General features: G+C 60.9%; 22 protein-coding genes. 15 read left to right on the plus strand and 7 right to left on the minus strand.

The window, feature by feature from the left end; translation table 11 throughout:
* Nucleotides 1-287 precede the first annotated feature (287 nt).
* Nucleotides 288-815, minus strand: a complete 528-nt coding sequence (locus IG168_RS14270; RefSeq protein WP_193165079.1) for an RNA polymerase sigma factor — start codon at nt 813-815, stop codon at nt 288-290.
* Between the two features lie 413 nt (nt 816-1,228).
* Between IG168_RS14270 and dnaX the strand changes: the two genes are divergently transcribed.
* The 10 genes from dnaX to IG168_RS14320 all read left to right on the plus strand — a co-directional run bounded on the left by dnaX (nt 1,229) and on the right by IG168_RS14320 (nt 9,986).
* Nucleotides 1,229-3,367 (plus strand): DNA polymerase III subunit gamma/tau, encoded by a 2,139-nt coding sequence (gene dnaX / locus IG168_RS14275; RefSeq protein ID WP_193165080.1) that lies wholly within the window; start codon nt 1,229-1,231, stop codon nt 3,365-3,367.
* Nucleotides 3,364-3,708 carry a YbaB/EbfC family nucleoid-associated protein gene (locus IG168_RS14280; RefSeq protein ID WP_193165081.1) on the plus strand — a complete coding sequence of 115 codons (345 nt, stop codon included), beginning with the start codon at nt 3,364-3,366 and terminating at the stop codon, nt 3,706-3,708. Before dnaX ends, IG168_RS14280 begins: the two co-directional genes overlap by 4 nt.
* Nucleotides 3,709-3,738: 30 nt before the next feature.
* On the plus strand, nt 3,739-4,344 hold the full coding sequence (gene recR / locus IG168_RS14285; protein ID WP_193165082.1) for a recombination mediator RecR: 606 nt from the start codon (nt 3,739-3,741) through the stop codon (nt 4,342-4,344).
* Between the two features lie 8 nt (nt 4,345-4,352).
* Nucleotides 4,353-5,483: a ribonuclease D gene (rnd, locus tag IG168_RS14290; RefSeq protein ID WP_193165083.1), complete on the plus strand. Its 1,131-nt coding sequence runs from the start codon at nt 4,353-4,355 to the stop codon at nt 5,481-5,483.
* Nucleotides 5,480-5,767: a YcgL domain-containing protein gene (locus IG168_RS14295; RefSeq protein WP_319024716.1), complete on the plus strand. Its 288-nt coding sequence runs from the start codon at nt 5,480-5,482 to the stop codon at nt 5,765-5,767. Before rnd ends, IG168_RS14295 begins: the two co-directional genes overlap by 4 nt.
* A 9-nt stretch (nt 5,768-5,776) precedes the next feature.
* Nucleotides 5,777-6,232, plus strand: a complete 456-nt coding sequence (locus tag IG168_RS14300) for a YcgN family cysteine cluster protein (protein WP_193165085.1) — start codon at nt 5,777-5,779, stop codon at nt 6,230-6,232.
* A 109-nt stretch (nt 6,233-6,341) separates the two neighbouring features.
* Complete coding sequence (locus tag IG168_RS14305; RefSeq protein WP_193165086.1) at nt 6,342-6,722, plus strand: hypothetical protein; 381 nt, start codon at nt 6,342-6,344, stop codon at nt 6,720-6,722.
* Between the two features lie 298 nt (nt 6,723-7,020).
* Entirely contained in the window at nt 7,021-7,701 is a 681-nt protein-coding gene (locus tag IG168_RS14310) for a YEATS-associated helix-containing protein (protein ID WP_193165087.1), read from the plus strand.
* 197 nt (nt 7,702-7,898) lie between these two features.
* A complete protein-coding gene (locus IG168_RS14315; RefSeq protein WP_193165088.1) occupies nt 7,899-8,744 on the plus strand; it encodes an AAA family ATPase in 846 nt (281 codons plus the stop codon).
* Between the two features lie 60 nt (nt 8,745-8,804).
* Nucleotides 8,805-9,986: a vWA domain-containing protein gene (locus tag IG168_RS14320; protein WP_193165089.1), complete on the plus strand. Its 1,182-nt coding sequence runs from the start codon at nt 8,805-8,807 to the stop codon at nt 9,984-9,986.
* A 36-nt stretch (nt 9,987-10,022) separates the two neighbouring features.
* On the opposite strand, the gene IG168_RS14325 is transcribed toward IG168_RS14320, so the two are convergent.
* On the minus strand, nt 10,023-11,501 hold the full coding sequence (locus tag IG168_RS14325) for a peptide MFS transporter (protein ID WP_193165090.1): 1,479 nt from the start codon (nt 11,499-11,501) through the stop codon (nt 10,023-10,025).
* Between the two features lie 170 nt (nt 11,502-11,671).
* On the opposite strand from IG168_RS14325, the gene hrpA reads away from it, so the two are divergent.
* The 5 genes from hrpA (at nt 11,672) to IG168_RS14345 (ending at nt 19,207) form a co-directional block, all read left to right on the plus strand.
* Nucleotides 11,672-15,604 carry an ATP-dependent RNA helicase HrpA gene (hrpA, locus tag IG168_RS14330; RefSeq protein WP_193165091.1) on the plus strand — a complete coding sequence of 1,311 codons (3,933 nt, stop codon included), beginning with the start codon at nt 11,672-11,674 and terminating at the stop codon, nt 15,602-15,604.
* A 130-nt stretch (nt 15,605-15,734) separates the two neighbouring features.
* The gene (locus IG168_RS21000) at nt 15,735-15,929 is read left to right on the plus strand and encodes an HvfC family peptide modification chaperone (protein ID WP_404932003.1); all 195 of its coding nucleotides are present in this window, start codon (nt 15,735-15,737) and stop codon (nt 15,927-15,929) included.
* A 297-nt stretch (nt 15,930-16,226) separates the two neighbouring features.
* On the plus strand, nt 16,227-17,195 hold the full coding sequence (locus tag IG168_RS14335) for an MlaA family lipoprotein (protein WP_226876980.1): 969 nt from the start codon (nt 16,227-16,229) through the stop codon (nt 17,193-17,195).
* Between the two features lie 45 nt (nt 17,196-17,240).
* Nucleotides 17,241-18,422, plus strand: a complete 1,182-nt coding sequence (locus tag IG168_RS14340; protein WP_193165092.1) for a PP2C family protein-serine/threonine phosphatase — start codon at nt 17,241-17,243, stop codon at nt 18,420-18,422.
* Between the two features lie 266 nt (nt 18,423-18,688).
* Entirely contained in the window at nt 18,689-19,207 is a 519-nt protein-coding gene (locus IG168_RS14345) for an STAS domain-containing protein (protein WP_193165093.1), read from the plus strand.
* Between the two features lie 99 nt (nt 19,208-19,306).
* On the opposite strand, the gene IG168_RS14350 is transcribed toward IG168_RS14345, so the two are convergent.
* The 5 genes from IG168_RS14350 to IG168_RS14370 form a co-directional block, all read right to left on the minus strand.
* On the minus strand, nt 19,307-19,750 hold the full coding sequence (locus IG168_RS14350) for a tellurite resistance TerB family protein (protein ID WP_226876981.1): 444 nt from the start codon (nt 19,748-19,750) through the stop codon (nt 19,307-19,309).
* Nucleotides 19,743-20,741, minus strand: coding sequence for a transaldolase (gene tal, locus IG168_RS14355; protein ID WP_193165095.1), 999 nt, complete (start codon nt 20,739-20,741; stop codon nt 19,743-19,745). Before tal ends, IG168_RS14350 begins: the two co-directional genes overlap by 8 nt.
* A gap of 70 nt (nt 20,742-20,811) precedes the next feature.
* Nucleotides 20,812-21,789 carry a tRNA dihydrouridine(20/20a) synthase DusA gene (gene dusA, locus IG168_RS14360; protein WP_193165096.1) on the minus strand — a complete coding sequence of 326 codons (978 nt, stop codon included), beginning with the start codon at nt 21,787-21,789 and terminating at the stop codon, nt 20,812-20,814.
* A gap of 81 nt (nt 21,790-21,870) precedes the next feature.
* Nucleotides 21,871-23,079: a glycerol-3-phosphate dehydrogenase/oxidase gene (locus IG168_RS14365; RefSeq protein WP_193165097.1), complete on the minus strand. Its 1,209-nt coding sequence runs from the start codon at nt 23,077-23,079 to the stop codon at nt 21,871-21,873.
* Nucleotides 23,063-23,752: a glycerophosphodiester phosphodiesterase family protein gene (locus IG168_RS14370; protein ID WP_193165098.1), complete on the minus strand. Its 690-nt coding sequence runs from the start codon at nt 23,750-23,752 to the stop codon at nt 23,063-23,065. Before IG168_RS14370 ends, IG168_RS14365 begins: the two co-directional genes overlap by 17 nt.
* Nucleotides 23,753-23,831: the final 79 nt, after the last annotated feature.

Below are 23,831 nucleotides of genomic sequence, written 5' to 3' on the forward strand. Positions count from 1 at the left end.
CTGGGACCTTTGGCGCAACAAATTGAATTCGGTGCGCCATAGTTTAGCTATTTATTCCCATTTTGCCCGGATTTTTGTGATCTAGTGTCTGGGCTTAGTAATAAGACGGTCGACCGGCCCACTCCCTCAAGATATTTCATGCCGAAATCGGCAGTGGCGTGCACAAAGCCTGTGCGCTTCGCCACATTTTCGCAAACGAATTGCGGTGGATTGGGAGTTGCCCACGTCGAGATTCGCTTTTATCGGCACACACGCTGAAAACCTGTTCAATATTTGCCGCTTTTCTGTCAGCGGTTCATGTCCACCCGCCGCCGGCAAACTTTGAGAGCCTGCAGGATATATTTCTCCACGCTACTGACGGAGGTGTTCATTTCTTGAGCAATCTCGTTGTAGGAAAGTCCGCGGGTGCGGTGTAGCAGGAATGCCTGTCGGCATTTTAGCGGCAGGCTGTCCATGGCATCGTGGATAGACTGCAGTTGTTGGCGCGCGGCGAGGACCCGTTCGGGTGATTGGTGGTCAGCGTGATCGTCGCCGACTGTTTCGCCCTCTGCCGGCATCTGCTGGCTGACATACTCCATATGCAGCTTACCGCGGCGCAACTGGTCGACAGCGAGGTTGTTGGCAATCTGGTAAAGATAGGCGCGGGGGTTATCCAGCTCTTTCTCGTCGCTGAGCTTCTGTAGGCGCAGGTAGGCGTGCTGGGCGATATCCTCGGCATCTTCCGTGTTTCTGACGATGCGCGCCACGAAACGCACCAATGCCTGGCCGTGTTCGGCAAACAGCTTTTCCAGAAGCGTTTTCCGAGCTCTATTCATTGGTCGGTGGGATCCCCATACTGCGCACTTGTGGTTGTTGTATTGCGAGTGGGCCAGCATTCCCGGCGGGTCTCGAAGGGCAAGCCGCCCGACGCCACTGTTGTATATCTGTCAGGAATGTAGGCCAAGTCACAGTTATATCACAGGCCTGGAGGGTGCGACGAGGGGCGCCGGGTGACTCTCCATTGTCATTTGGTGTCGGGTTTCCATGTTTGCGGTCCTTTTATTGCGGCGGTTTGGTAAGGGCGGCGCCTGTCTGTGTATGGGGGCTGGAGAGGGGGGAGCGGCGAGCTGGGCAGTAATAGAGGTCATTCCCCGCGCTATGCCTCGCTGCCGATGCCGTTATAATGGGGGCCGCGCCGCTGGCGCTCAATCAAACACAGGATATGGCGTCTCCGGGCGCTGGAGAGCGGATGAGTTATCAAGTACTGGCGCGCAAGTGGCGGCCGCGGTTGTTTCGGGAGATGGTGGGGCAGGAGCATGTGCTCCAGGCGCTGATCAACGCCCTGGATAACGGCCGCCTCCACCACGCCTACCTGTTTGCCGGTACCCGCGGTGTGGGCAAGACCACGATCGCGCGTATTCTCGCCAAGTGCCTGAACTGCGAGAGCGGGGTCAGTTCCGAGCCCTGTGGCCAGTGTACGGCCTGTACCGAAATTGCCGACGGCCGCTTTGTCGACCTGATCGAGGTGGACGCCGCCTCGCGCACCAAGGTGGAGGACACCCGCGAGCTGCTGGAAAATGTGCAGTACGCGCCCACACGAGGCCGTTACAAGGTCTACCTGATCGACGAAGTCCATATGCTCTCCAACAGTTCGTTCAATGCACTGTTGAAGACGCTGGAAGAGCCGCCGCCCCACGTCAAGTTCCTGCTTGCCACGACAGATCCGCAGAAATTGCCGGTGACTGTCCTGTCCCGTTGCCTGCAGTTCAACCTCAAAAACATGAGCCCTGAGCGCGTGGTCGAGCATCTGCGCTTTGTGCTGGAGCAGGAAATGGTGCCCTTCGAAGAGGGGGCGCTCTGGCACCTGGGGCGCGCTGCCGACGGCAGTATGCGTGATGCCATGAGCCTGACCGACCAGGCTATCGCCTTTGGGGGCGGCAAGGTCAGCGAGGCGGAAGTGCGCGCGATGCTCGGTAGCATCGATTCCGGGTTGGTGTGGAAGCTGTTGCAGGCGCTGACCGAAGAGAGTGCTCCGGGGTTGTTTGACGCGGTTGAAGAACTGTCCCAGCAGGCTCCCGACTACAGTGCTGCGCTGGCGGAACTGGCCAATAACCTGCACCGCATCGCGGTGGCCCAAGTACTGCCGGGGTCGGTGGACAACGCGCTGGGCGATGGCGAGCGGCTGCAGGAGCACGCGGCCCGCATGGCCCCGGAAAACGTACAACTCTATTACCAGATGGCGCTGCACGCCCGGCGCGATCTGCCGCTCGCGCCCGATCCGCGTAGCGGCTTTGAAATGGCCCTGTTGCGTATGCTGGCGTTCCGTCCACAGGGCGTCGCCAATATTCCCACGGCACAGCTCCCGGCGGGCGATGCAGCAGCGCCAGTCGCAGCATCCGTGGGTACCGCCACGCAGGCCGGCGATCCGCACATTACGCAGGAGCGCCCCGCTGTAAAAAAGACTCCGGCGGAAGTCGCACCGGCTGAGGCCGGTGCAGCGCCCGATGTACCTGCTGGGGTAGCGGATACGTCGCAGGAGGTTCCGAATTCGGTGGCACCACAGACCCCGGAAGCGCCGCCTGCTCCCGCACAGGCGCGCGCGGCTGTGCCCGTAGTACCGGCGCCAGCGCACGTGGAGCCGGAAGCACCGGTCGGCCAGACGGAATCGGTCGTCGAAGAACCGGTGGCATTGGCTCCGGAGTACGATGCTGATTTGTCGCATGCGTCCCAAACTCCGGCGCCGACCACTGCGGTTCCTGACCGGGAGAGCGTTCACACCGCCGTCGAAATACCGGCGCAGCAGCCGCAATCAGTTCCGCCAGAAGCGTCGAACCCTGTGGCCGCGGACGACCGCGCCGCGATGCGCGAGCGCCTCAAGCAGCAGGTCGCAGCGGTGGAGTCCACGCCCGTGCAGCCCGCACCGAAGCCCCAGCCGCAGGTGACCCCTGCAGTGCAGGGCACTGCCGCGCGCCTGGATGCGCTGAGCCCCGGGAGCTGGCCGGCGCTATACAGCCAGCTGGGTGTCACCGGTATCCTCCACTCCATTGCGTTCCATCTGGAGCTGGTCGGACGGCAGGACAATATACTGTCCTTTACCCTGGATGAGTCCTACAGCAGCCTGTATGACGAGGTGCACCAGCGCCGCCTAGCGGATGTACTCGGTGATTTCTTCGGGCAGCCGGTGACCGTGCAAATACAAGTGGGGCAGGTGCAGGGTGGCACGCCGGCGCGGCTGGCAGCGGCGACGCGCGAAGCGCGGGCGTCTGCGGCCCGCGATGCACTGGCTGGCGATGTGCTGGTGCAGGAACTGCAAAGCGAGCTGGGTGCCGAACTGGTACCCGACTCGGTTGAATACCTTAAAGAGTTAGAGAGTGAGCAAAGCCAATGAAAGGTTTGGGCGACTTGATGCAGCAGGCCCAGAAGATGCAGGCCGAAATGCAGGAAAAGATGCAGAAAGTACAGCAGGCGCTGAATGAGCTGCGCGTCTGCGGTGAGGCTGGTGCCGGAATGGTCAAGGTCACCATGAATGGCCGCCACGATGTGACCGCGGTAGAAATTGACCCGGATCTGCTCGGTGAAGACAAGGAGATGCTCGAAGACCTGATCGCCGCTGCGGTAAACGACGCTGTGCGTCGGGCCGAGGAAAAAGCCCAGGCCCTGCAGAAAGAGCAGATGGGTGGGCTGGCATCCGGCATGAATCTGCCGGAAGGCTTCAAGTTTCCTTTTTAATCCGCCATTTGGCGAACCATACCGGAATTTATGTTTAGCCCCCTGATTGAAGAATTGATCCGCGCACTGCGCTGCCTGCCGGGTGTCGGCCCCAAGTCGGCCCAGCGTATGGCGATGTACCTGCTGGAAAAAGACCGGGATGCCGCCGGCCTGCTCGCGCGCACGCTGGAACAGGCGGTGGAAAAAGTCGGGCGCTGCAGCCAGTGCCGGACGCTTACCGAGCAGGAAGTCTGCGCGCTGTGCAATAACAGCCGTCGCGACGGGAAATCCCTGTGCGTGGTGGAAACGCCGGCGGATGTCCTGGCCATCGAACAGGCGGGTAATTACCACGGCCGTTATTTTGTACTGCACGGGCATCTTTCGCCCATCGACGGCGTCGGCCCTGCAAGCCTGGGCATCGACCTGCTCGAACGGCGGCTCGCCGACGAACCGGTGGAGGAGCTCATTATTGCCACCAATCCCACCGTCGAAGGCGAGGCCACTGCGCAGTTTATCGCCGAGCGGGCCAGATCCCGAGGCATTGCAGTGAGCCGCATTGCCCATGGCGTGCCCATCGGCGGCGAACTGGAATATATCGATGGCGGTACGCTCGCCCACGCGTTTAACAGCCGCTCGGCTTTTTTCCCCGGCGGTTGAGGGCTGTGATGCTGAAAGTAGATACCACTCCGATCTGGATCGACAGTAGCGAAGAACTGGCTCGTCTGTGCGAACAGTGGCGCGGCCAGAGTGCGGTAGCACTGGATACCGAGTTCATGCGCAGCCGCACCTTTTACCCCCAGCCGGCGCTGGTGCAGGTCGGCGATGGCGAGCGCTGCTATCTGATCGATAATCTTGCCATTGAAAACCTGGAGCCGTTGCGCGATCTGTTGTTGGATACGCGGGTCACCAAGATCATGCACAGCTGCAGCGAGGATCTGGAGACGCTGGATCGGCTGCTGGGCGCCATTCCCGATCCGATTTTCGATACGCAGATTGCCGCGGCCATGACCGGTATGGGCGCGGGCCTCGGCTATGCGGCCACGGTCAAAGAGCTGCTCAATGTCGATTTGCCGAAAAGCGAAACCCGTTCCGACTGGTTGCAGCGCCCCCTTAGCGAGGCGCAGAAAAACTACGCAGCGCTGGACGTGGCCTGGCTGCCAATGGTGTACGGCGTGCTGATCAAAAGATTGCGCGAGCAGGAGCGGCTGGACTGGCTGCACGAAGACTGCGAGGCCCTGGTTGTCACAGCGCGTAATCCGCAGCCGGAAGAGCTGTATTACCAGCGCGTCAAGGGCGCTTGGCGCCTGCGCGACAAGCATCTCGCTGCCCTGCAGGATATCTGTGCCTGGCGCGAACGCGAAGCGCGCCTGCGCGACATGCCGCGCAATCACCTGTTGAAAGAGGGCGTCTGCCTGAGCCTGGCGCAGCAGCTCCCCCAGTACAAGGCGACCCTGGCGCAACCGGGCCTGGAGGGGCGCACCTTGCGCGAATATGGCGATGTGCTACTGCAAATCATCGGTCGTGCCACCGAGCGCTCCGATACGCCGCCGCCGCTGCCGCAACCGCTCAATCGCCGCCAGGGCGAGTGGCTGAAGCTGCTGCGGCAGAAAGTCAACGGGATAGCCGAGCAGAGCGGTCTGCCGCCGGAAATCCTGGTAAGGAAAAAAGAGCTGGAAATGCTCGTCCAGTCGCCGCGTGCGCGACTCGAAGGACGGCTCTCCGGATGGCGCGCAGACGTGATCGGCAAGCCGTTAATCGATACGCTGCGCGAAGTGCGCGCGGAGGAAGTAAAGTGAAAACCCTGTGTGATATCTATCGCAGTCCGCGCGAAGAGGAGATGTACCTCTATGTCGACAAGCGCGAAGGTACGGTGCGGGTGCCGGAAAAACTGCTGGAACTCTTCGGGACGCCCAAGCATCTGATGACCATGGTGCTGACTCCGGACAAACAGCTTGCTCGCGCCGGCGCCGACAAGGTACTCAGCGAGATCCGCGAACGCGGTTACTATCTGCAGATGCCGCCCGCGCGGGACCACGAGATGCGAGCGATTGCTGTGCAGAACAGCAAATTGCAACGCTGAGGTCTGGCTATGCCAAATCGGGAAACACCCTTCTGGCAACGCAAGGCGCTCAGTGAAATGAGCGAGTCAGAGTGGGAGTCGCTGTGCGACGGCTGTGGCCGCTGTTGCCTGCACCGGCTGCAGGATGAAGACAGCGAAGAGGTCTATACCACCAATATTGCCTGCCGTTTGCTGGATACCCACTCCTGTCAGTGCGGCGATTATACCAACCGCAAAAAAATCGTGCCGGACTGTATTCAGCTGCGCGAACAGGATCTGCGCAAGTTTGACTGGCTGCCGTACACCTGCGCTTACCGCACCCTGGCGGAGGGGCGTGCGTTGGAGTCCTGGCATCCACTGCTGTCCGGCAGTGCAGAATCGGTACACGAGGCCGGGATCTCGGTGCGCGGCTGTGTCATCAGTGAAGAGCTTGTACACCCGGACGACTTTGAAGAGCATATTGTCACCTGGGTCGGCGACGAGTAATTTGCCATTAAGTTGAACGGCGTCGGTTCTGCGCAGCGGACGGTGCGTACAATAGTGACCTCAACTGATCCCAAATATCTGTATTGACGAAAAGAAGTAAAAAAGCACTATGCCAGAAGATTATCGCTTAGCCTGGATGTTTTATATCGCCGGTACCATTGTTCTGCTGCTGGCGGGCTGGTGGTTTATGCGCAAATGGCGCTGGGGCTGGCTGCGCCGCACCCTGTTGCTGGTGTCCGCTGCTTCGCTGCTGGTACCTGTCCACAGCGGCGTTGAAGATGCACCGATCAGCCCGGTGCTGCCGCTGTTTGCGTACCAGACAGTTTTTGAGGAGGGCGGTGCGACTCCGGAAGTCACCGCCAATCTCATCTTTGCTGCCGGTGGCGCTCTTGCGCTTATGACCATTTGGGGGTTGATTGGGCTCTATGTCGGGCACCGCCGCGAAAAACGCCGCGAGTTCGAAGAGGATCCCTATTTCAGCGAGCGCTGAGTCTCCCTGCTATCCCGGTCCGGTCTGTTGCCATTCTCGCCTTGATGGTGGGGTGGCACCGGCCGAGACATATCTCACATTGTTACTCCGTTCGCCGATCAATGGCGCCTTAATCCCTCTTCTCGACCACTGTCTTCTGCGACAACTGCTATATCTATAGGGCTGGTCTCGACCTGGCGCGGGACCGATCACAATAGAAAAATGCCGGCAGGTAAACGGGACAAATGGGTAACTTTCAGTCATCGCGCGGGCGATCTGATACCTCGAACTCCCGGCCGCGCATGGCAGAGGAACACGGATGCTCGACCATCTGCTCATATTGACCGCGGTAATGCTGGTGTCCGGAATTCTCGGCGGTCTGGTGAATTACTACCAGATGCTGTTTACCGAAGAGGATCCCGCCGGCCTCGCGCGCTGCCTGATCATGGGGCTGTGCGGCGCATTAATGGTGCCGATCTTTCTGAAATTTACCCAGAGCGACCTGCTGATCGAGATCCAGGGGGATCCCTCGCGGCTGTTACTGTTTACCGGCTACTGCTTGCTGGCGGCGATTGCATCGCGCATGTTTGTGTTCAATGCCGCGCGCCGGCAGCTGCGCGACGCCAGCATCGCGCGCGCGCGGGTCGAAAACCTGGAGCAGGAACTGCGCGCCATGCAGCTGGAAATAATGCCGCTGCTGGAGCACGAGATCGAGGGTGACCCGGAGCAGGGCCCGACCCTGGACTTCAACCAGATTCGCAAGCTGGATGACAATGCCCTGCATGTACTCAGTCTGCTGAATAACGGCGACTGCGTATTCCGCTCCCTGTCCGGCATGGTGCAGGAGGGGGGCATGGAAACCAATTCCGCCGCGCGCGCCCTCAACAGCCTGCTGGTACTGGAAATGGTCGGCAAGATCCACAGTCACCTGGGAATCCGCTGGTATATCACTGACAAGGGCCGCCAGGTAGTGCATCGCCGCAGCACCCAGGTCGCCTAGCGCTCCCGCCTCCTCTCCCCTGCAAGCCACCGCGCTTTCCCGCCGGTCCTCGCCATCATCGAGGGTCGGCGATCTCAGCTTTCCGTATCCCGCCCAGAAAACTCGTCAAGCGGATTGAGCGGTCCCGCCTTTTCCCTGCTTGTCCCGATCAATTATTATGCGTTCTTACTAGAGAGTCTGGGCAATCTGGAGTGACGATGAAATTTACCGGTACGGACAGCTACGTAGCTACCGAAGACCTGCAGATGGCCGTGAACGCGGCGGTCACCCTGCAGCGACCGCTGTTGATCAAGGGCGAGCCGGGCACCGGCAAGACCCTGCTTGCCGAAGAGGTGGCCAGCAGCCTGGGGATGAAACTGATTCAGTGGCATATCAAATCCACCACCAAAGCGCAGCAGGGGCTCTATGAGTACGATGCCGTCTCGCGTCTGCGGGATTCCCAGCTGGGGGTGGACAAGGTTCACGATATCAGTAACTACATCAAGCGCGGCAAATTATGGGAAGCCTTCGCTGCGGATGAACAGGTGGTGCTGTTGATCGACGAAATCGACAAGGCGGATATCGAGTTTCCCAACGACCTGCTGGTGGAATTGGATCGCATGGAGTTTTTCGTTTACGAAACCGGCGAAACCATCAAAGCCAAGCAGCGCCCCATCGTCATCATCACCTCTAACAACGAAAAGGAACTGCCGGACGCCTTCCTGCGCCGCTGCTTTTTCCACTACATCAGTTTCCCCGACCGCGACACCATGCACAGTATCGTGGATGTGCACTATCCGGGTATCAAGCAGCAGCTGGTCGCCGAAGCAATGGATATATTCTTCCAATTGCGCGAAGTACCGGGTCTGAAGAAAAAGCCCTCCACCTCCGAATTGATCGACTGGTTGAAGCTGCTGCTGGCCGACGATATCCCGGATGAAGTCCTGAAGAACCGCGATACCAAAAGCGCGATTCCGCCGCTATATGGCGCCCTGCTGAAAAACGAGCAGGATGTACATATGCTGGAGCGCCTCGCCTTTATGGCGCGCCGGGAAAATCGCTAACGATATGTGTTCGGGGCGGCACCGTGCCCGGCGCCGCTCCTAAGGTTCTGCAAGGTTTTTATGCTTATCGGTTTTTTCCTCAATCTGCGCCGCTACAAGCTGCCGGTTTCCGTCACCGAGTTACTCGCCCTGCTCGAGGCACTGCAGCAGCGCCTGGTATTTGCCGACCTGGAATCGTTCTATTTCCTGGCGCGCACCTGCATGGTCAAGGACGAGAAGCACTTTGATAAATTCGACCGCGCTTTTGACGCCTATTTCAAAGACCTGGAAACCCTGGATGATCTGTTTGAACAGATGATTCCCGAGGACTGGCTGCGGGCGGAATTTCTCAAGCAATTGAGTGAGGAAGAAAAAGCCAAGATCGAAAGCCTGGGCGGACTGGAAAAACTGCTGGAGGAATTCCAGAAGCGTCTCGACGAACAGAAAGAGCGTCACAGCGGCGGCAATCGCTGGGTCGGTACCGGCGGCACCAGTCCGTTCGGTAACAGCGGTTACAACCCGGAAGGTATCCGTGTTGGCGGTAACAGCCGCAATCGCTCGGCGGTCAAGGTGTGGCAGAAGCGCCAGTTCAAGAATCTCGATGACAGCGTCACCCTGGGTACGCGAAATATCCAGGTGGCCCTGCGCAAGTTGCGCAAGTTTGCGCGATCGGGGGCGGCAGAAGAACTGGATCTCGACGATACCATCTCGTCCACCGCCCGCAATGCTGGCCTGCTGGATATCAAGATGGTGCCGGAACGCCACAATGCGATAAAAGTCCTGATTTTCTTCGATGTTGGCGGATCCATGGATCCCTATATTCGCGTCTGCGAGGAGCTTTTTTCCGCGTGTCGCTCCGAATTCAAGCACCTGGAGTATTTTTATTTCCACAATTTTGTCTACGAGCATGTGTGGAAGGACAACCAGCGCCGCTACAGCGAAACTACCCCGTTGCTGGAAGTGCTGCGCACATACGGCAAAGACTACAAGGTGATCTTTGTCGGCGACGCCTCCATGGCGCCCTATGAAATCACCAGCCGTTTCGGCAGTGTCGAGCATATGAACGAGGAGCCCGGTGCGGCCTGGATGGAGCGGGTTACCGATACCTACAGCAATCTGATCTGGTTGAACCCGGTGGGGCAGGAATACTGGCAGTACACGCCCAGTATCGGTCTGGCCGAGCGGCTGGTAAACGGGCAGATGTACCCGATGACGCTGGAAGGCCTGGACCGGGCGATCGCCCGGCTGGTCAAGGGGCGCTAGGGCGACCTGAAACGGTCGCCCTGCACCGAGCCGCCGTCAGTCGGCGGAGAAGTGGCGGGGCGGTGTGCCCTCGTGGTCGGCGGTGATACTGATTTCTTCCTTGGTGGCCGGCCTGATTTCCGTGTGCTCTTGTTCCGCACCGTGCATCCAGTCCACCAGTTTGTTGCGCAGGAAGAACAGCAATATACCGGCGAAGATCGCAGCCAGTGCTACGCCGCCAAATGTCTCCAGCGGACCGTTTTCACCCACCAGTTTACCGATTTCCGCCGCGCCCTTATTGGCGATACCGATAAAGGCAAACCACAGGCCCATCATCAGCGAGACAAAGCGCAGCGGCGAGAGTTTGGTCACCATCGAGAGGCCGATTGGCGACAGGCACAATTCGCCGATGGTGTGGAATACGTAGGCGAGCACCAGCCACCACGGACTCGCCTTGATGGTCTCCGAGTCGCCGATTTGCAATGCCGCACCGCACATGGAAACAAAGCCGAGGCCGAGGAAAATCAGGCCCATGCTGAATTTGGTCGGCGAATTGGGCTCGCGATCGCCGAGGCCAACCCACAGGCTTGCCATGATCGGGGCCAGGATGATGATGAACAGCGGGTTGACCATCTGCAGCCAGCTCGCCGGAATTTCAAAGCCGAAAATATGCAGGTCAGTGTTGTATTTGGCAAACAGGTTCATGGACCCGGCCGCCTGTTCAAAACCGGCCCAGAAGACGACGGTGAACAGGCCGAGAATCAGGATGACCTTGATGCGGTCGCGCTCTTCCGGTGTCAGCGGTTTGTGTTTGTCCGCCGCATTGGTTTTCTGTCCCAGTTTGGCGGAGGGCTTTACGCCGATTTCGCCGAGGTAATGGTGCGACTTGAGCAGCTGCAGGATCACGCCCAGCAGCATGCCGATACCGGCGACGATAAAGCCCAGCTGGTAGTTGACCTTCTCGCCAATCCAGCCCACCACTAGGTAGCCGAGAATGGAGCCGATGTTGATGCCCATGTAGAAGATGGTGAAGGCGGTATCGCGGCGTTTGTCACCCTCTTCGTAAAGGTCGCCCACCATGGTGGATATATTGGGTTTGAAAAAGCCGTTGCCGATGATCATCAGCGCCAGCCCGAGCCACAGGAAGTAAATTTCGGTACCGTCCGGTAGCCATTTATGCGGGAAGCCCAGCGAAAACTGGCCGAACATCATCAGGATGCCGCCAAAAATGATACTTCTCCGCTGCCCCCAGACATTGTCCGCGACCCAGCCGCCGACGATCGGCGTCAGGTAGACCAGCATCGCGTACCAGCCGAGATAACTGAGCGCCTGGGATTGGAGCTCGGTCTGGGACATCTGTTGCCAGCCGAATACCGCCGCGGTAGCGGCGGAGGTGAGATAGAAGACGAAGATGCCGCGCATGCCGTAATAGCTGAGTCGCTCCCACATCTCTGTGCCGAACAGGAGATACAGGCCTTTGGGGTGGCCGAGCATTTCTCCGGCGCTGGCGGGCGGTCTGGGCTTGAGCTCTTGCATTGGGGTACCTCTGGCAAGTTGCGGGCAGCAGCCGGCGCGAACAGGCGCGAATGGCGGTGTCGACCTGAGTATAGTTCAGCGCCAACGCAGAACAGGGGCCGGGCAGTTTCGCCTCGTGCTGAGCGGTTATCGCGCGGTATAATCCGCCGTTTGCCATTTTGCTGTAACTCATGAGTCACACCGAAGCCAGTACCCAACTCGACGCCCTGGAAGCCCTGTTACCCCTGTGTATGGGCGTCGACCGCCAGCGCCTGGGCAAGACCCTGGGCAACGCGCGGCGACGCCTGCGAGAAGGGAAACCGGCGGATCGCATGCTTGCGCAGCTGGGCGAGCAGATAGAGGTGTCGCGCGCGCTCGCGGCGGAGCGCCGGGACAAGCAGCCAAAGGTCACCTGGCCGGAAGCGCTGCCGGTGGTGGCGCGGCGCGACGAGATTGCCGAGCTGATCGATGCAAATCAGGTAGTCGTGGTCGCCGGGGAAACGGGCTCTGGCAAGACCACCCAGCTGCCGAAAATCTGCCTGGAACTGGGGCGCGGTGTTCAGGGCCAGATTGGTCACACCCAGCCGCGGCGGATCGCCGCGCGCACGGTGGCCAACCGGATCGCCGAAGAGCTGGGTCAGCCGCTGGGCAACTCGGTCGGCTACCAGGTGCGCTTTACCGATCACAGCACCGAACACACCCATATCAAGCTGATGACCGACGGCATCCTGCTGGCGGAGATCCAGCGCGATCCGCTGTTGAACAAGTACGATACGCTGATCATCGATGAGGCCCACGAACGCAGCCTCAATATTGATTTCCTGCTCGGTTACCTGAAGACCATCCTGCCCCGGCGCCCGGACCTGAAGCTGATCATTACGTCGGCCACCATCGACCTGGAAAAGTTTTCACGGCATTTCGACGATGCGCCGATCATCGAAGTCTCAGGGCGCACCTACCCGGTGGAAATCCACTACCGACCGCCGGTGGATAGCGATGCAGACCTGAATGCGCAGATCGTCGAAGGGGTAGAGGAGCTACTGCGCGAGGAGAAAGCTAGTGGCCGGCACTCCGGTGGCAAGCGCGGTGGCGATATCCTCGTGTTTATGAGCGGCGAGCGCGAGATCCGCGAGTGCGCGAAGGCGTTGCGGGACGCGCAGATTCCGCAGATGGAAGTACTGCCCCTGTATGCGCGCCTGAGCTTGGCAGAGCAGAACCGTGTGTTCCACGGTCACAAGGGCAGGCGCATCGTGCTGGCAACCAACGTGGCGGAAACGTCGATCACCGTGCCCGGTATCCGCTACGTGATCGACCCGGGTACTGCGCGTATCAGTCGCTACAGTTACCGCAGCAAGATTCAGCGACTGCCGGTAGAGGCCATTTCCCAGGCCAGTGCCAACCAGCGCGCCGGCCGCTGTGGCCGCGTCAGTGCGGGGGTCTGTATCCGTCTGTACGAAGAGCGGGACTTCGAGCAGCGCCCGGAATTTACCGATGCGGAAATCCTGCGCACGAATCTCGCCGCGGTCATCCTGCAGATGCTACAGCTGCGCATCGGCGATATCCGCGACTTCCCGTTTGTCGATCCGCCGGATCAGCGCCTGATCAACGACGGCTACAAGCTGCTGCAGGAACTGCAGGCGGTCAATGCACAGGGCCACGTGACCCCGCTCGGCCGCGCGCTGTCGCGCCTGCCGCTGGATCCGCGCCTCGGACGCATGCTGATGGCCGCGGCCGATGGCGACAGTCTGCGCGAAATACTGATCATCGTCGCCGCACTGGCCGTACAGGATCCGCGCGAGCGCCCGGCGGAAAAGCGCCAGGCTGCGGACGAGAAACACCGCCAGTGGCAGCACGAGCAGTCCGACTTCCTCTCTTATGTTCTGCTCTGGGATGCATTTGAGGCGCAGCGCCAGGAGCTGAGCCAGAACCAGCTGCGGAAGTGGTGCCAGAAGAATTTCCTTTCCTGGCTGCGCATGCGCGAGTGGCGGGACATCCACCACCAGCTGCGCGTCGCCTGCCGCGAACTCAAAGTGAAGGAAAACCGCGAAGCGGCCGAATACGCGGCGGTGCACTGCGCGATTATCCCCGGCCTGCTGGGCAATATCGGCGTGCGCGACGAAAACAAGGAATTTCTCGGCTGCCGCAACCGCCGTTTTCATATTTTCCCCGGCTCCGGACAGTTCAAGAAGCCGCCGCGCTGGGTGGTGGCGGCGCAGCTGCTGGAAACCAGTCGCCTGTTTGCACACACGGTTGCCAAGATTGAACCGGACTGGGTGCTGGCCTCAGCAGAGCACCTGGTCAAACGCAATTATTTCGAGCCGCACTACGATGCCCGCGCCGGGCAGGTGATGGCCTTCGAGAAAATCTCCCTGTACGGCCTGGTGCTGGTGGAAAAGCGCCGTATCCACTTCGGGAAGCTGGATCCGGAGACCGCGCGCGAGGTATTCATTCGCCAGGCGCTGGTAGAACAGCGCTACCGCGGCAAAGGCCGTTTTCTGAAGCACTACCGGGACCTCCTTGCCGAGCTGGAAGATCTGGAAGCCAAGTCGCGTCGGCGCGATATTGTCGTCGACGACGAAGTGGTGTTCCGCTTTTTCGACGAGCGCGTACCGGAAGAGATCGTCAACCTGGCCGGTTTCGAGCACTGGCGCAAACAGGCCGAGCAAAAAGACCCGCAACTGCTGTTTATTCCCCGCGACCTGCTGATGCAGCAGAGTGCCGACCATGTTGGCGAAGCGCTGTTTCCCGACGAGCTGCAGGCCGGCGGGATCGAGTTTCCACTCGGCTATCACTTTGAACCGGGCAGTCCTGCCGACGGTGTCAGTCTGCAGGTGCCGGTAGGCGCTCTGCACCAGGTGCCCGCCGCACGGCTGTCGTGGCTGGTGCCGGGGCTGCTGCGCGACAAGTGTATTGCGCTGGTGAAGGCGCTGCCGAAACAGTGGCGCAAGGTTTTCGTGCCGGTGCCGGCGGCGGTGGACCGCGCGCTGCCGCAAATGAAAGCGGACAATACACCGCTGTGGCAGTCGCTCGCCAAAGAGCTGTTGCGGCAGACCGCACAACAGCTTCCGGATGAAGCCTGGGAATCCGCCGAGCAGTCGCTGGAGGATTTTTACCGCTTCAACATCCAGGTGCTCGATGAGCAGGGCAAGTTGCTCGATCAGGGCCGCGACCTTGCTGCGCTGCAGGAGCGCTATCGCGACCGGGTACAGAAAGAGCTGGCCAGCGCCGGCGACGATTTCGAGCGCGACGGTATCGAGGTCTGGGACTTTGGCGACCTGCCGGAGACCCACATACTGGATCGCGGCGGATTGAAAGTCCGCGCCTATCCCGCGCTGGTAGAGGGCCGGGACAGCGTGTCACTCAAGTTGCTGGACAACCCTGCCGAGGCCCGGCGATTGAGCCGCGCTGCCATCTGCCGGCTGGCGCTGCTACATCTGCCGGAACCGGTGAAATACCTGCGCAAAGAGCTGTTGCGGGGCAAGGAGCTGGGGCTTTCGGCGGCCGATCTGGGACGTCGCGAAGACGCCGCCGACGATATCCTGCTCGCGGCCGCGCGGGAGGTGTTCTGGCCGCAAGAGGACTGGCCGCGCAGCGAAGCGGAATTTCTACAGCGGCTGGAAGCGCGCAAAACCGAGTTGGTGGCGGTGGCGCAGGAATTCGGCCAGTTGCTGGTCAAAGTGTTGGCAGAGCTGGTGCCGCTGCGCAAGCAGATCAAACAGCAAAAAAACCTGGCCGTGGCGATGGCGGTGGGCGCTGTTCAGCAGCAACTGCAGCAGCTGTTCTACCGCGGTTTTCTGTTTGATACGCCGCTGGAGTGGCTGCGACAGTACGGCCGCTACCTGAAAGGAATTGGACTGCGCCTCGAAAAGGCGGCGCTGGACCCCAACCGCGACCGCAAGCTGCAGGCCGAGTGGGATCAAGTGGCCGAGCCGTTTCAGGCGCTGGCGGAACGTCACTCCCCGCGCATGCTGGCGGCGGAACCCGAACTGCGGCAATTCCGCTGGATGTTGGAGGAGTTCCGCGTGTCTCTTTTTGCCCAGACACTGAAAACCCTGATGCCGGTATCCGCCAAGCGCCTGCGCAAGGCTTGGCAGGAGATTGAACAGGCGATCCCGCTCGGCTGATTGGTCAGTCCGGGCTGCCGTGAGGTAAGGTTCCGACATCTTGCGCATTTTTCGCAATGCGCGGGAACCTTGCTGATTGCGCATCAGTCAGAATGTCCGACCGCTGTCGCTGTGGCGCCACACCGCTCCTGTGCCAGTATCACGATGCATAGGGTGCCAGTGGTACCCGTGTACTGCTCTCCCGTTTGATGTTCCATCAAGGTGCATTAAAGAAGCACTTTTACCGCGCGAGGCGCCGGAAAAGCCGGCAATTCTACTGGCCTGCCGCGGTCAGCATGACGAAGTCGGCTTTATGGAAGTCAACGCGGTCACGGCGCGGGTGTAGCAATTAGCGGACAATCGGGGGCAAGGCGGGTCGCGCAGCGACGAGATGCTGGCGATACAGCAGAACGCTGCCGATGGACTGATGACTTACGGTCGGGGGCTGTTGCAGATATTGCTTGACCTGGAATGCATCGCCGGATTGCGGCGATGAGGGCTCCTGCGCCGGCAGTTGCGCCCGCAAATTATCGATGATTAAGATCGGATATTTAACCCAGCTGCTATGCTGCCGAGGGTGGTTTAAGTATTGCTGGGGCGGTAAAATCCCCGAATTAACCACATAGACAAAGAGGAGCAGGGTTTGCTGGGACGCACAGTTTATTCGCCCTGGTTGCTCGCCGTGACGCTGGCCTTTGCGCCGTCCCTGTCGCTGGCAGCCGAGGATCCTTTTGCGGAGACGACTCAGGATGTGTCGGCGCCGCAAATGCCCGACACTGGCACCGCAGCCAGTAAAAATACCGAAGGCGCCACAGGCGATCAAGATGCTACCGACTCCGGCACGGCCGGGGCCGATGCCAGCGGTGATGGTGATCCGTTCGGTGACGGCGCAGCCGGTTCCGACAGTTCCGGCCTGGAAGACGAGTACGGCTTCGATCCGGCGGATGAGTTCGCCAGTGATGAGGAGCCGGCGGAGCGCGATCCGTGGGAGGGCTTCAATCGGGCGGTTTTCCGCTTCAACGATACGGCCGACCGCTGGGTGCTGAAGCCGGTGGCGACGACTTACCGCCAGGTCACACCCGTGTTCATGCAGCTCGGTATCACCAACTTCTTCGGTAATCTCCTTGAAGTAGCCAACACTTTCAACAGCGTGCTGCAGTGGAAATGGGGCCAGGCGGGCAATGACGCCGGCCGTTTTCTCGTCAACAGCACTGTCGGTGTCGCCGGACTGTTCGATGTGGCGCAGCACATGGGCCTGGAAGCCAGTGACGGCGAGGATTTTGGCCAGACTCTCGCTGTCTGGGGGGTGCCGGAAGGCCCTTACCTGGTATTGCCGTTCGTGGGTCCTTCCACGGTGCGGGATGCGCCCGGTGTCGTGGTGGATTGGTACACCAACCCACTGACTTATATCGAGCACGAGCCGACCTACTGGGCCTTCCGGGTCACGGATCTGGTGCAGACCCGTGCGGGGTTGCTGAAGGCCGAGACCCTGCTGAAGGGAGATCGTTACGTCCTACTGCGTGACGCCTACCTGCAGCGGCGCGAATACTTGATCAAGGATGGTGAATTGGAGGATGATTTCGGCACTGAAGTCGATGAGAATGACTTCTGATAGCGCTGGAACCAGCATCTCCATTTCCTGCCTAAGAGCCGTTTCATGTCTGGCTGCCAAAGCCTGTTGCTGATCGAAGAAGACGAAGCGTCGCGCGATTTTGTGCGGCGCGCCCTGGCGCGTCTAGGGTTCAAAGTGACCACGGCGCAGAGCGGCGTCGAGGGAATAGGTCAGTTCGCCCCCGGACTCTTCCAGTTAGTGATCACTGACTTGCATCTCCCCGATATGGGCGGTCTGGAAGTGCTGCGCAAGCTCAAGCAGATTTCCCCGGAGACTGCGGTAGTGGTCATCGCCTCCGACAGCGAGGTCAGTGATGTGGTGCAGGCCCTGCGCCTGGGCGCGGCCGATTACCTCCTGAAACCCTTCAAAGACGCGACGGTGATCGATCACGCCATTTGCCGGATCACCAGTGCCGACACGCTCGCCCGCGAGAACCGCGAGTACCGAGAAGAACTGGAGCGTCGCAATCGCGAACTCCGCGATCACATCGAGGTGCTGCAGCGGGACCAGCAGGCCGGCCGTCTGCTGCAGCAGCATTTGCTGCCGCGCACCCCCTACCGCTATCCCGCAGGCATCGAGGCCGCCTACCGGCTGGTGCCCTCCCTCTACCTGAGCGGCGACTTTATCGACTACGGGCTGTTCGGCGAGCGATTCGTCGCCTTTTACCTGGTCGATGTATCTGGTCACGGCGTCTCCTCGGCGCTGGTGACCGCGCTGATCAAGCACAGCATCATGCACCTACTGCGCGAGCGATCGCTGTTTGCCCAGCTGGATAGTCTGGATCGCGATGTGCTGGACGTCCTCGAGTTGATCAATCGCGAGCTGCTGTCGACGCGCCTGGACAAGCACGCGAGTATGTTTGTCGGCGTGGTCGACAGCCGCGCACGCAAACTCCACTACGCCGTGGCCGGCCAGGTACCCATGCCGGCTCTGGTGACTGCCGGGGGTGCCGAGTGGCTGCCGGGCAAGGGGCGGCCATTGGGGCTGTTTGAGGAAGGTGACTGGGAGGTGTCGCACACCAGTTTGCCGCAGGGCTGGCGGCTGGTGGCCTGCTCCGATGGTGTGCTGGAGCTGTTCGAAGGCGATCTGCTGGAGCGGGAAGCCAAGCTGCTGCAAGTGATCGACAACAGTCGCGGCGACCTCGATAGTCTCAGCGCCGAACTCCACCTGGATACGTCCGAAGCCCTGCCGGACGACGTCACGATACTCACCTTGCGGCAGAACTAATTCCTCGCCTGACCGGCTGTGCACGATTCCTGCATGGAAAATTGCGGGTGGGGTGTGCGTTGGTTGGCAAAGGCTGTGACTACAAAGTCTGATATTGCCGGCGCTTTTCCCCTTGTCAGTACCAACCCGCAGGAGTAAGCTCCGCCCACTTTATGCACAAACGTGGTGATCTCACCGGATCGCCTTGTGTTGGGTTCTCCACAAGTGAACAGTTGCCGTCTGTAAGCGCGCTCAAATAGTGCGATTTGGACGAGCCAGGGGTTGTTATGCAGTCCGGGCAAATTATGGTTGGCGCCCACGAGGGCGTGTACGTCATCAAGCTGGTAGGCGATGTGCGCCTCAATCTGTGCACGTCGTTCGATGACTTTATCGACAATATGTTTGCGCACGATGATTTCACCGATGTGGTGTTCGATCTGCACGGCGCGGAAGGTGTGGATAGTACGACCCTGGGTCTGATGGCAAAGATCGCCATTCGCGCACTCGACCGCGGCTGCCAGAAACCGCTGGCGCTGTCCGCAGACAAGGGAATCCGGCACCTGCTGGACGCGATGGGGTTCGATGCGTTGATCGAGGTCAGCGACGAGCGCCGCGATTTCGCCACGGAAACCAAGCCGCTCAAGTGCAAGACACCGGATGAGTGCGCCGCCCGCGAGAAGGTGCTGGAAGCGCACCGGGTGCTGATGAGCATGAACGAGCACAACGCGGAGACTTTCCGCGATCTGGTGCACACGCTGGAAAGGGAGTGCACGCCGATGGAGAAGCCCTCGGCGCGCATGCATTGAGTCTCGGCATCGATCCCGCCCGTCTATTTCCCCCGATATAAGTCCCCAAACCGGTTCTACGCGATCAACTGACGCCGGACCGGCCGTCTCCTGTGATCCTTACTTTTCCGCTTTGCGCAATTCCCGGGCCTCGGCCCGCGCCCGGGTAAACAGCCCGTGGGGCAGGTAGATCAACTCGGCGACCCGGCGAATCAGGTGCTCTTCGAAGGCTTCGATCACATCGTCGGAGAACGCCACCTGCCACATCTGCAGGACCAGCAGGTACTTGTCCTGTTCGCTGAACTGGTCGTTGACCGTCTGTGTGAACTCGTACAGCGAGGTAGCCTGTTCGCGCCGCGCGAGGGCGCTTTCTACCAGCGCGGTCGTCGCATCGGTATCCAGCTTGTAATGCTGCTGCAGCAGGTCACTGAGTTTGGCGATTTCGCGCTCATCCAGCCTCTGGTCGACCGTGGCCACTTCCGCCAGCAGCGCGGCGCTGATCATGCGCACATCCTTGTTGGGGCGCATTTCCACATCGGCACTGTTGCCGATCTGTTCAAACAACTTTCGAATCTTTGACAACATCTTCGCGCCCTGCGATCTCGGCCTGCAGCAACTGCTCCAGGCGTTCCTGGTCCTGTACAAAATTGCGGATGCCTTCGGCCAGTTTTTCCGTCGCCATAGCATCGCGGTTCAGCTGGTAGCGGAATTCCGCCTCGCTGAGGGGTTGAGCCGGTCGGGGCTCGCTCGCGATCTGTGTCTCCAGTCCGGCGGCCAGTGGCGCGGAATCCTCGGCGAGTTCCTGTAGCAGCTGCGGGCTGATGGTGAGTCGGTCGCAGCCCGCTAGCGCCTCGATCTCGCCGGTGTTGCGGAAGCTGGCCCCCATCACGATAGTGGGGTAGCCGCGCGACTTGTAGTAATGGTAGATGGCGCGTACCGACAGCACGCCGGGATCCTCTTCGGGGCTGAAATCGTCGCGGTCGCTGTTGGCCTTGTGCCAATCGAGAATGCGCCCGACAAACGGCGAGATCAGCGTTGCGCCGGCCTCGGCGCAGGCCACGGCCTGGCAGAAACTGAACAGCAGGGTCAGGTTGCAGTGAATACCCTCGCGCTCCAGCACGGCCGCCGCGGCGATTCCCTCCCAGGTAGAGGCGATCTTGATCAGCACCCGCTCCCGGGGCACGCCGGCCTGTTCATACAGGGCGATCAGCTGCCGGGCATAGTCGATGGTGGCGCGGGTATCGAAAGACAGGCGCGCGTCCACTTCGGTCGACACCACGCCGGGCACCAGCTGCAGGATCTCGGTGCCAATGGCCACCGCGAGTTTCATCGCCGCGAGTTTGGCGGTGCCCGCGGTAGAGCTGTCGCCGCCGTGGCGAGTCGCCCACTGCAGTGAATCGGCGATCAGTGTGCGGTATTGCGGCAGCTGCGCGGCCTTAAAAAGCAGGGAGGGATTGGTCGTGGCATCGTGGGGCAAATAGCGGCGAATGGCTTCAATATCACCGGTATCGGCCACCACCTGACTGCGTTGCTTGAGCTGTTCCAGTTTGTTCATTCCTATCCCTCGAGTATTGCTGATGTCCTTGGGGATTGAACCTCGTGTTCATATCCACAGTAAATATTCGTTACGCCGCCTGGGTCACCAGCGACAGTGCCTGTTCGAGCACTTCCGGGCCCGCGCCGGGCCGGTGGGCGTTTTCGCTCAGGTGGCGGCGAAATCGCCGCGCGCCGGGCACGCCCTGGAACAGCCCCAGCATATGCCGGCTGATATGATTCAGTCGCTGGCCGCGGGCAAGTTCGCGCTCGATGTACGGAAGCATCTGCCGGGCAACTTCCGCGGGGCTTGGACCCGCTTCGCCGCCAAACAGTTCGCTATCCACCTGCGCCAGTAATGCCGGCACCTGGTAGGCGGCGCGCCCCAGCATAACACCGTCGACTTGTTGCAGGTGCTGCTTGCACTCGTCGAGGGAGTTGATGCCCCCGTTGATGACGACTTCCAGGTTCGGGTAATCGCGTTTCAGCTGGTAGACCATGTCGTACTTCAGCGGCGGGATTTCCCGGTTTTCCTTCGGGCTGAGGCCGTTCAACCAGGCCTTGCGTGCGTGCACGATAAAGGTGGTGATACCGACGGCCGCCTGGGCTTCAACAAAGCGCGTCAGCCCCGCGTAGTCCTCCATATCGTCGATACCGATACGGTGCTTGACGGTGACCGGAATCGCGACGGCTTCGCGCATCGCCGCCAGTCCCGCCGCCACCAGCTCCGGCTCCGCCATCAGGCAGGCGCCGAAGCGGCCGGACTGCACCCGATCACTCGGGCAACCGCAATTGAGATTGACTTCGCTATAGCCCCACTGCTCGGCGATGCGGGCACATTCCGCCAGTTCGCGCGGATCACTGCCCCCCAGTTGCAGTGCGACGGGTTGCTCCGCCGCATCGAATTGCAGGTATTTTTCGCGATCGCCGTGGAGGATCGCACCGGTGGTGACCATTTCCGTATAGAGAGTGGCGCGCTTGCTGAACAGCCGCCAAAAGTAACGGCAGTGCCGGTCGCTCCAGTCCATCAGCGGAGCGGTACAGAAGCGGTGGGAGAGGGTATCGGACATAAATACTGCGTGCCGGAGTCGGGCGTGGGATTCGTGGTTCCGGGCATTATAGGGGATGTGCCGCCGATGCTCTAAAGCTCGCTAAAGATTGCGCTCTTTTTCGGAGCGACCGGCGCCGGAGCGTTGTTCCACTTCGCTGATCCCGGCTTCGCTGGAGGCGTCCAGGGTCGGGCGCAGCTTGCGCAGGATTTTGCGCGCCGTGGCCCGGTAACTGGTGAGCTTGCCACCGGCGACGGCCAACACGCGCGGGTGCTTTTCGTCATCGCAGCACAGCAGGGTCTCGCGGGGGCGGGAAAACGGCGATGTGCCATTTTGCGGCAGGACTCGCAGGCCGGCGAAGCTGTCGCAGATATCGTGTACCTGCAAAGTACGGGTTTGCGGAAAGTAGCGCTGTACGGTACGCAGCAGGTAGCTCTCTTCCTCGAGCGTGGGGGTGACATCACGCGGGTCGCCCTCGTAGCTGCGCTCGGTGGTTCCGACCAGGGTCTTGCCCTTCCACGGCATCACGAAGACGGCGCGACCATCTTCTGCCTCGACATAAAATATCTTTTCGCCCAGCGACAGAGATAACAGGATGTGCGTGCCGGCGACGAGTTCCAGTGGCGGCAGTGGCGCGGCCGGCGCGCAGAGTGTATTGGTGTCGGCAACCCAGGGCCCGCTGCAGTTGATAAGCACCCGCGTACGCAGCGTGCTGAGCTGGCCGTCGGCAACATAGTCGACCCGCATTCCCTGGGGGGTCAGTTCCGCGCCGACCAGACTGCCGGGGCAGATCAGGTGGGCGCCGCGGGCGACAGCCGAGTCCACCACATTGCGCGTCAGAGCTGCATCGTCAGTCTGCCCATCGTAATAGCGATAGACGGCCACCAGTTCGTCGCAATTCAGTCCGGACAGATTGTCCCACTCCGCGCGCGGTACGGCGCGAAATCGCGAGTAACCGCTGGTCACGCCGGACAGCAGGGCATAAAGCGAGAGCCCGAGACGAATGAGCCACGCGGGGCGCTTGCTGAAGCGGTACACGGGAATGTAGAAGGGCACCATGCGCACCAATTGCGGCTTGTTCGCCAGCAGCCAGCGGCGTTCGCGCAGGCACTCGCGCACGAGCCGGAACTGTCCGCTCTCCAGGTAGCGCAGTCCGCCGTGAATCAGTTTGGACGAGCGTGAGGAAGTAGCGGTAGCGACTCCCAGTTGCTCGAGGATGGCTACGCGGTAGCCGGCCATCGCCAGGGCCTCCGCGGCGCCGGCGCCCTGAATGCCTGCTCCCACTACCAGGGCATCAAAATCCGTAGACATCACTCGCTTCCCGGGAACGCATCAACAGCGGCAGATTTCCCGTCAGGATGTGATGAGCGCCGCGGGCGCGCCAGCGCACCGCGTCCTCCGGGGAGTTGATCTCGTAGACCACCCACTGCCAGGGCCCCGGCGGCAGTTCTTCGCAGTCAATGCGACTGTCGCGAATCAGCAGGTAGTCCGGCGCCAGGGTGACAACGCCTGCGGACAGACTTTGCGCCACACTGGACACCTTGAGAGCCACCTGGTGGCAGCCCAGATTCCGCGCCATGCGCAGACTGCGGAAATCGCGAGTGAGCAGGGCAAACGAATCGCTGTGCGCGAGCAGCTGTGAGACCACAGGCGCCACCGCTGCGTCGGTACCCATGCGCTCGAGAACGTCAGCCGGGAGCTCAACAAACCAGTCCAGGTGCCGGTGGCGGCCGGCCCAGTCCACGACCTCGGCGAACCTGTTCAGTGGAGTCTGGCTCAGTTCGCGATCGCGCAACTGGTAGAACGGACGCAGACGACCGCCGCCAGTGCGCAGATGAGGTTCGTGGAAGCACCAGGGGGTGTCGTCGGCACTGAACTGTATCTCCGTCTGGATGGCACAGGCGCCAAGACTGTGCGCACCTTCGAACGCGTCAATGGTGTTCTCCAGATGGCGAATTTTGTCGCCTCGATGAGCAATCAGCATTCGGGTCAGATCCGGGTGGCGGACGTTATTGTCGTCGTGGCGCGAAAACCGTGTCGCGCCGATCCTCTTGTTACAAGGC

The organism is Microbulbifer hainanensis (assembly GCF_014904735.1).
Lineage (GTDB): Bacteria > Pseudomonadota > Gammaproteobacteria > Pseudomonadales > Cellvibrionaceae > Microbulbifer > Microbulbifer hainanensis.

What these genes read in the sequence shown, in the direction of transcription:
- IG168_RS14270 (WP_193165079.1), bottom strand. Translation starts at nt 815, where the DNA reads ATGAATAGAGCTCGGAAAACGCTTCTGGAAAAGCTGTTTGCCGAACAC.
- dnaX (WP_193165080.1), top strand. Translation starts at nt 1,229, where the DNA reads ATGAGTTATCAAGTACTGGCGCGCAAGTGGCGGCCGCGGTTGTTTCGG.
- IG168_RS14280 (WP_193165081.1), top strand. Translation starts at nt 3,364, where the DNA reads ATGAAAGGTTTGGGCGACTTGATGCAGCAGGCCCAGAAGATGCAGGCC.
- recR (WP_193165082.1), top strand. Translation starts at nt 3,739, where the DNA reads ATGTTTAGCCCCCTGATTGAAGAATTGATCCGCGCACTGCGCTGCCTG.
- rnd (WP_193165083.1), top strand. Translation starts at nt 4,353, where the DNA reads ATGCTGAAAGTAGATACCACTCCGATCTGGATCGACAGTAGCGAAGAA.
- IG168_RS14300 (WP_193165085.1), top strand. Translation starts at nt 5,777, where the DNA reads ATGCCAAATCGGGAAACACCCTTCTGGCAACGCAAGGCGCTCAGTGAA.
- IG168_RS14305 (WP_193165086.1), top strand. Translation starts at nt 6,342, where the DNA reads ATGCCAGAAGATTATCGCTTAGCCTGGATGTTTTATATCGCCGGTACC.
- IG168_RS14310 (WP_193165087.1), top strand. Translation starts at nt 7,021, where the DNA reads ATGCTCGACCATCTGCTCATATTGACCGCGGTAATGCTGGTGTCCGGA.
- IG168_RS14315 (WP_193165088.1), top strand. Translation starts at nt 7,899, where the DNA reads ATGAAATTTACCGGTACGGACAGCTACGTAGCTACCGAAGACCTGCAG.
- IG168_RS14320 (WP_193165089.1), top strand. Translation starts at nt 8,805, where the DNA reads ATGCTTATCGGTTTTTTCCTCAATCTGCGCCGCTACAAGCTGCCGGTT.
- IG168_RS14325 (WP_193165090.1), bottom strand. Translation starts at nt 11,501, where the DNA reads ATGCAAGAGCTCAAGCCCAGACCGCCCGCCAGCGCCGGAGAAATGCTC.
- hrpA (WP_193165091.1), top strand. Translation starts at nt 11,672, where the DNA reads ATGAGTCACACCGAAGCCAGTACCCAACTCGACGCCCTGGAAGCCCTG.
- IG168_RS14340 (WP_193165092.1), top strand. Translation starts at nt 17,241, where the DNA reads ATGTCTGGCTGCCAAAGCCTGTTGCTGATCGAAGAAGACGAAGCGTCG.
- IG168_RS14345 (WP_193165093.1), top strand. Translation starts at nt 18,689, where the DNA reads ATGCAGTCCGGGCAAATTATGGTTGGCGCCCACGAGGGCGTGTACGTC.
- tal (WP_193165095.1), bottom strand. Translation starts at nt 20,741, where the DNA reads ATGAACAAACTGGAACAGCTCAAGCAACGCAGTCAGGTGGTGGCCGAT.
- dusA (WP_193165096.1), bottom strand. Translation starts at nt 21,789, where the DNA reads ATGTCCGATACCCTCTCCCACCGCTTCTGTACCGCTCCGCTGATGGAC.
- IG168_RS14365 (WP_193165097.1), bottom strand. Translation starts at nt 23,079, where the DNA reads ATGTCTACGGATTTTGATGCCCTGGTAGTGGGAGCAGGCATTCAGGGC.
- IG168_RS14370 (WP_193165098.1), bottom strand. Translation starts at nt 23,752, where the DNA reads ATGCTGATTGCTCATCGAGGCGACAAAATTCGCCATCTGGAGAACACC.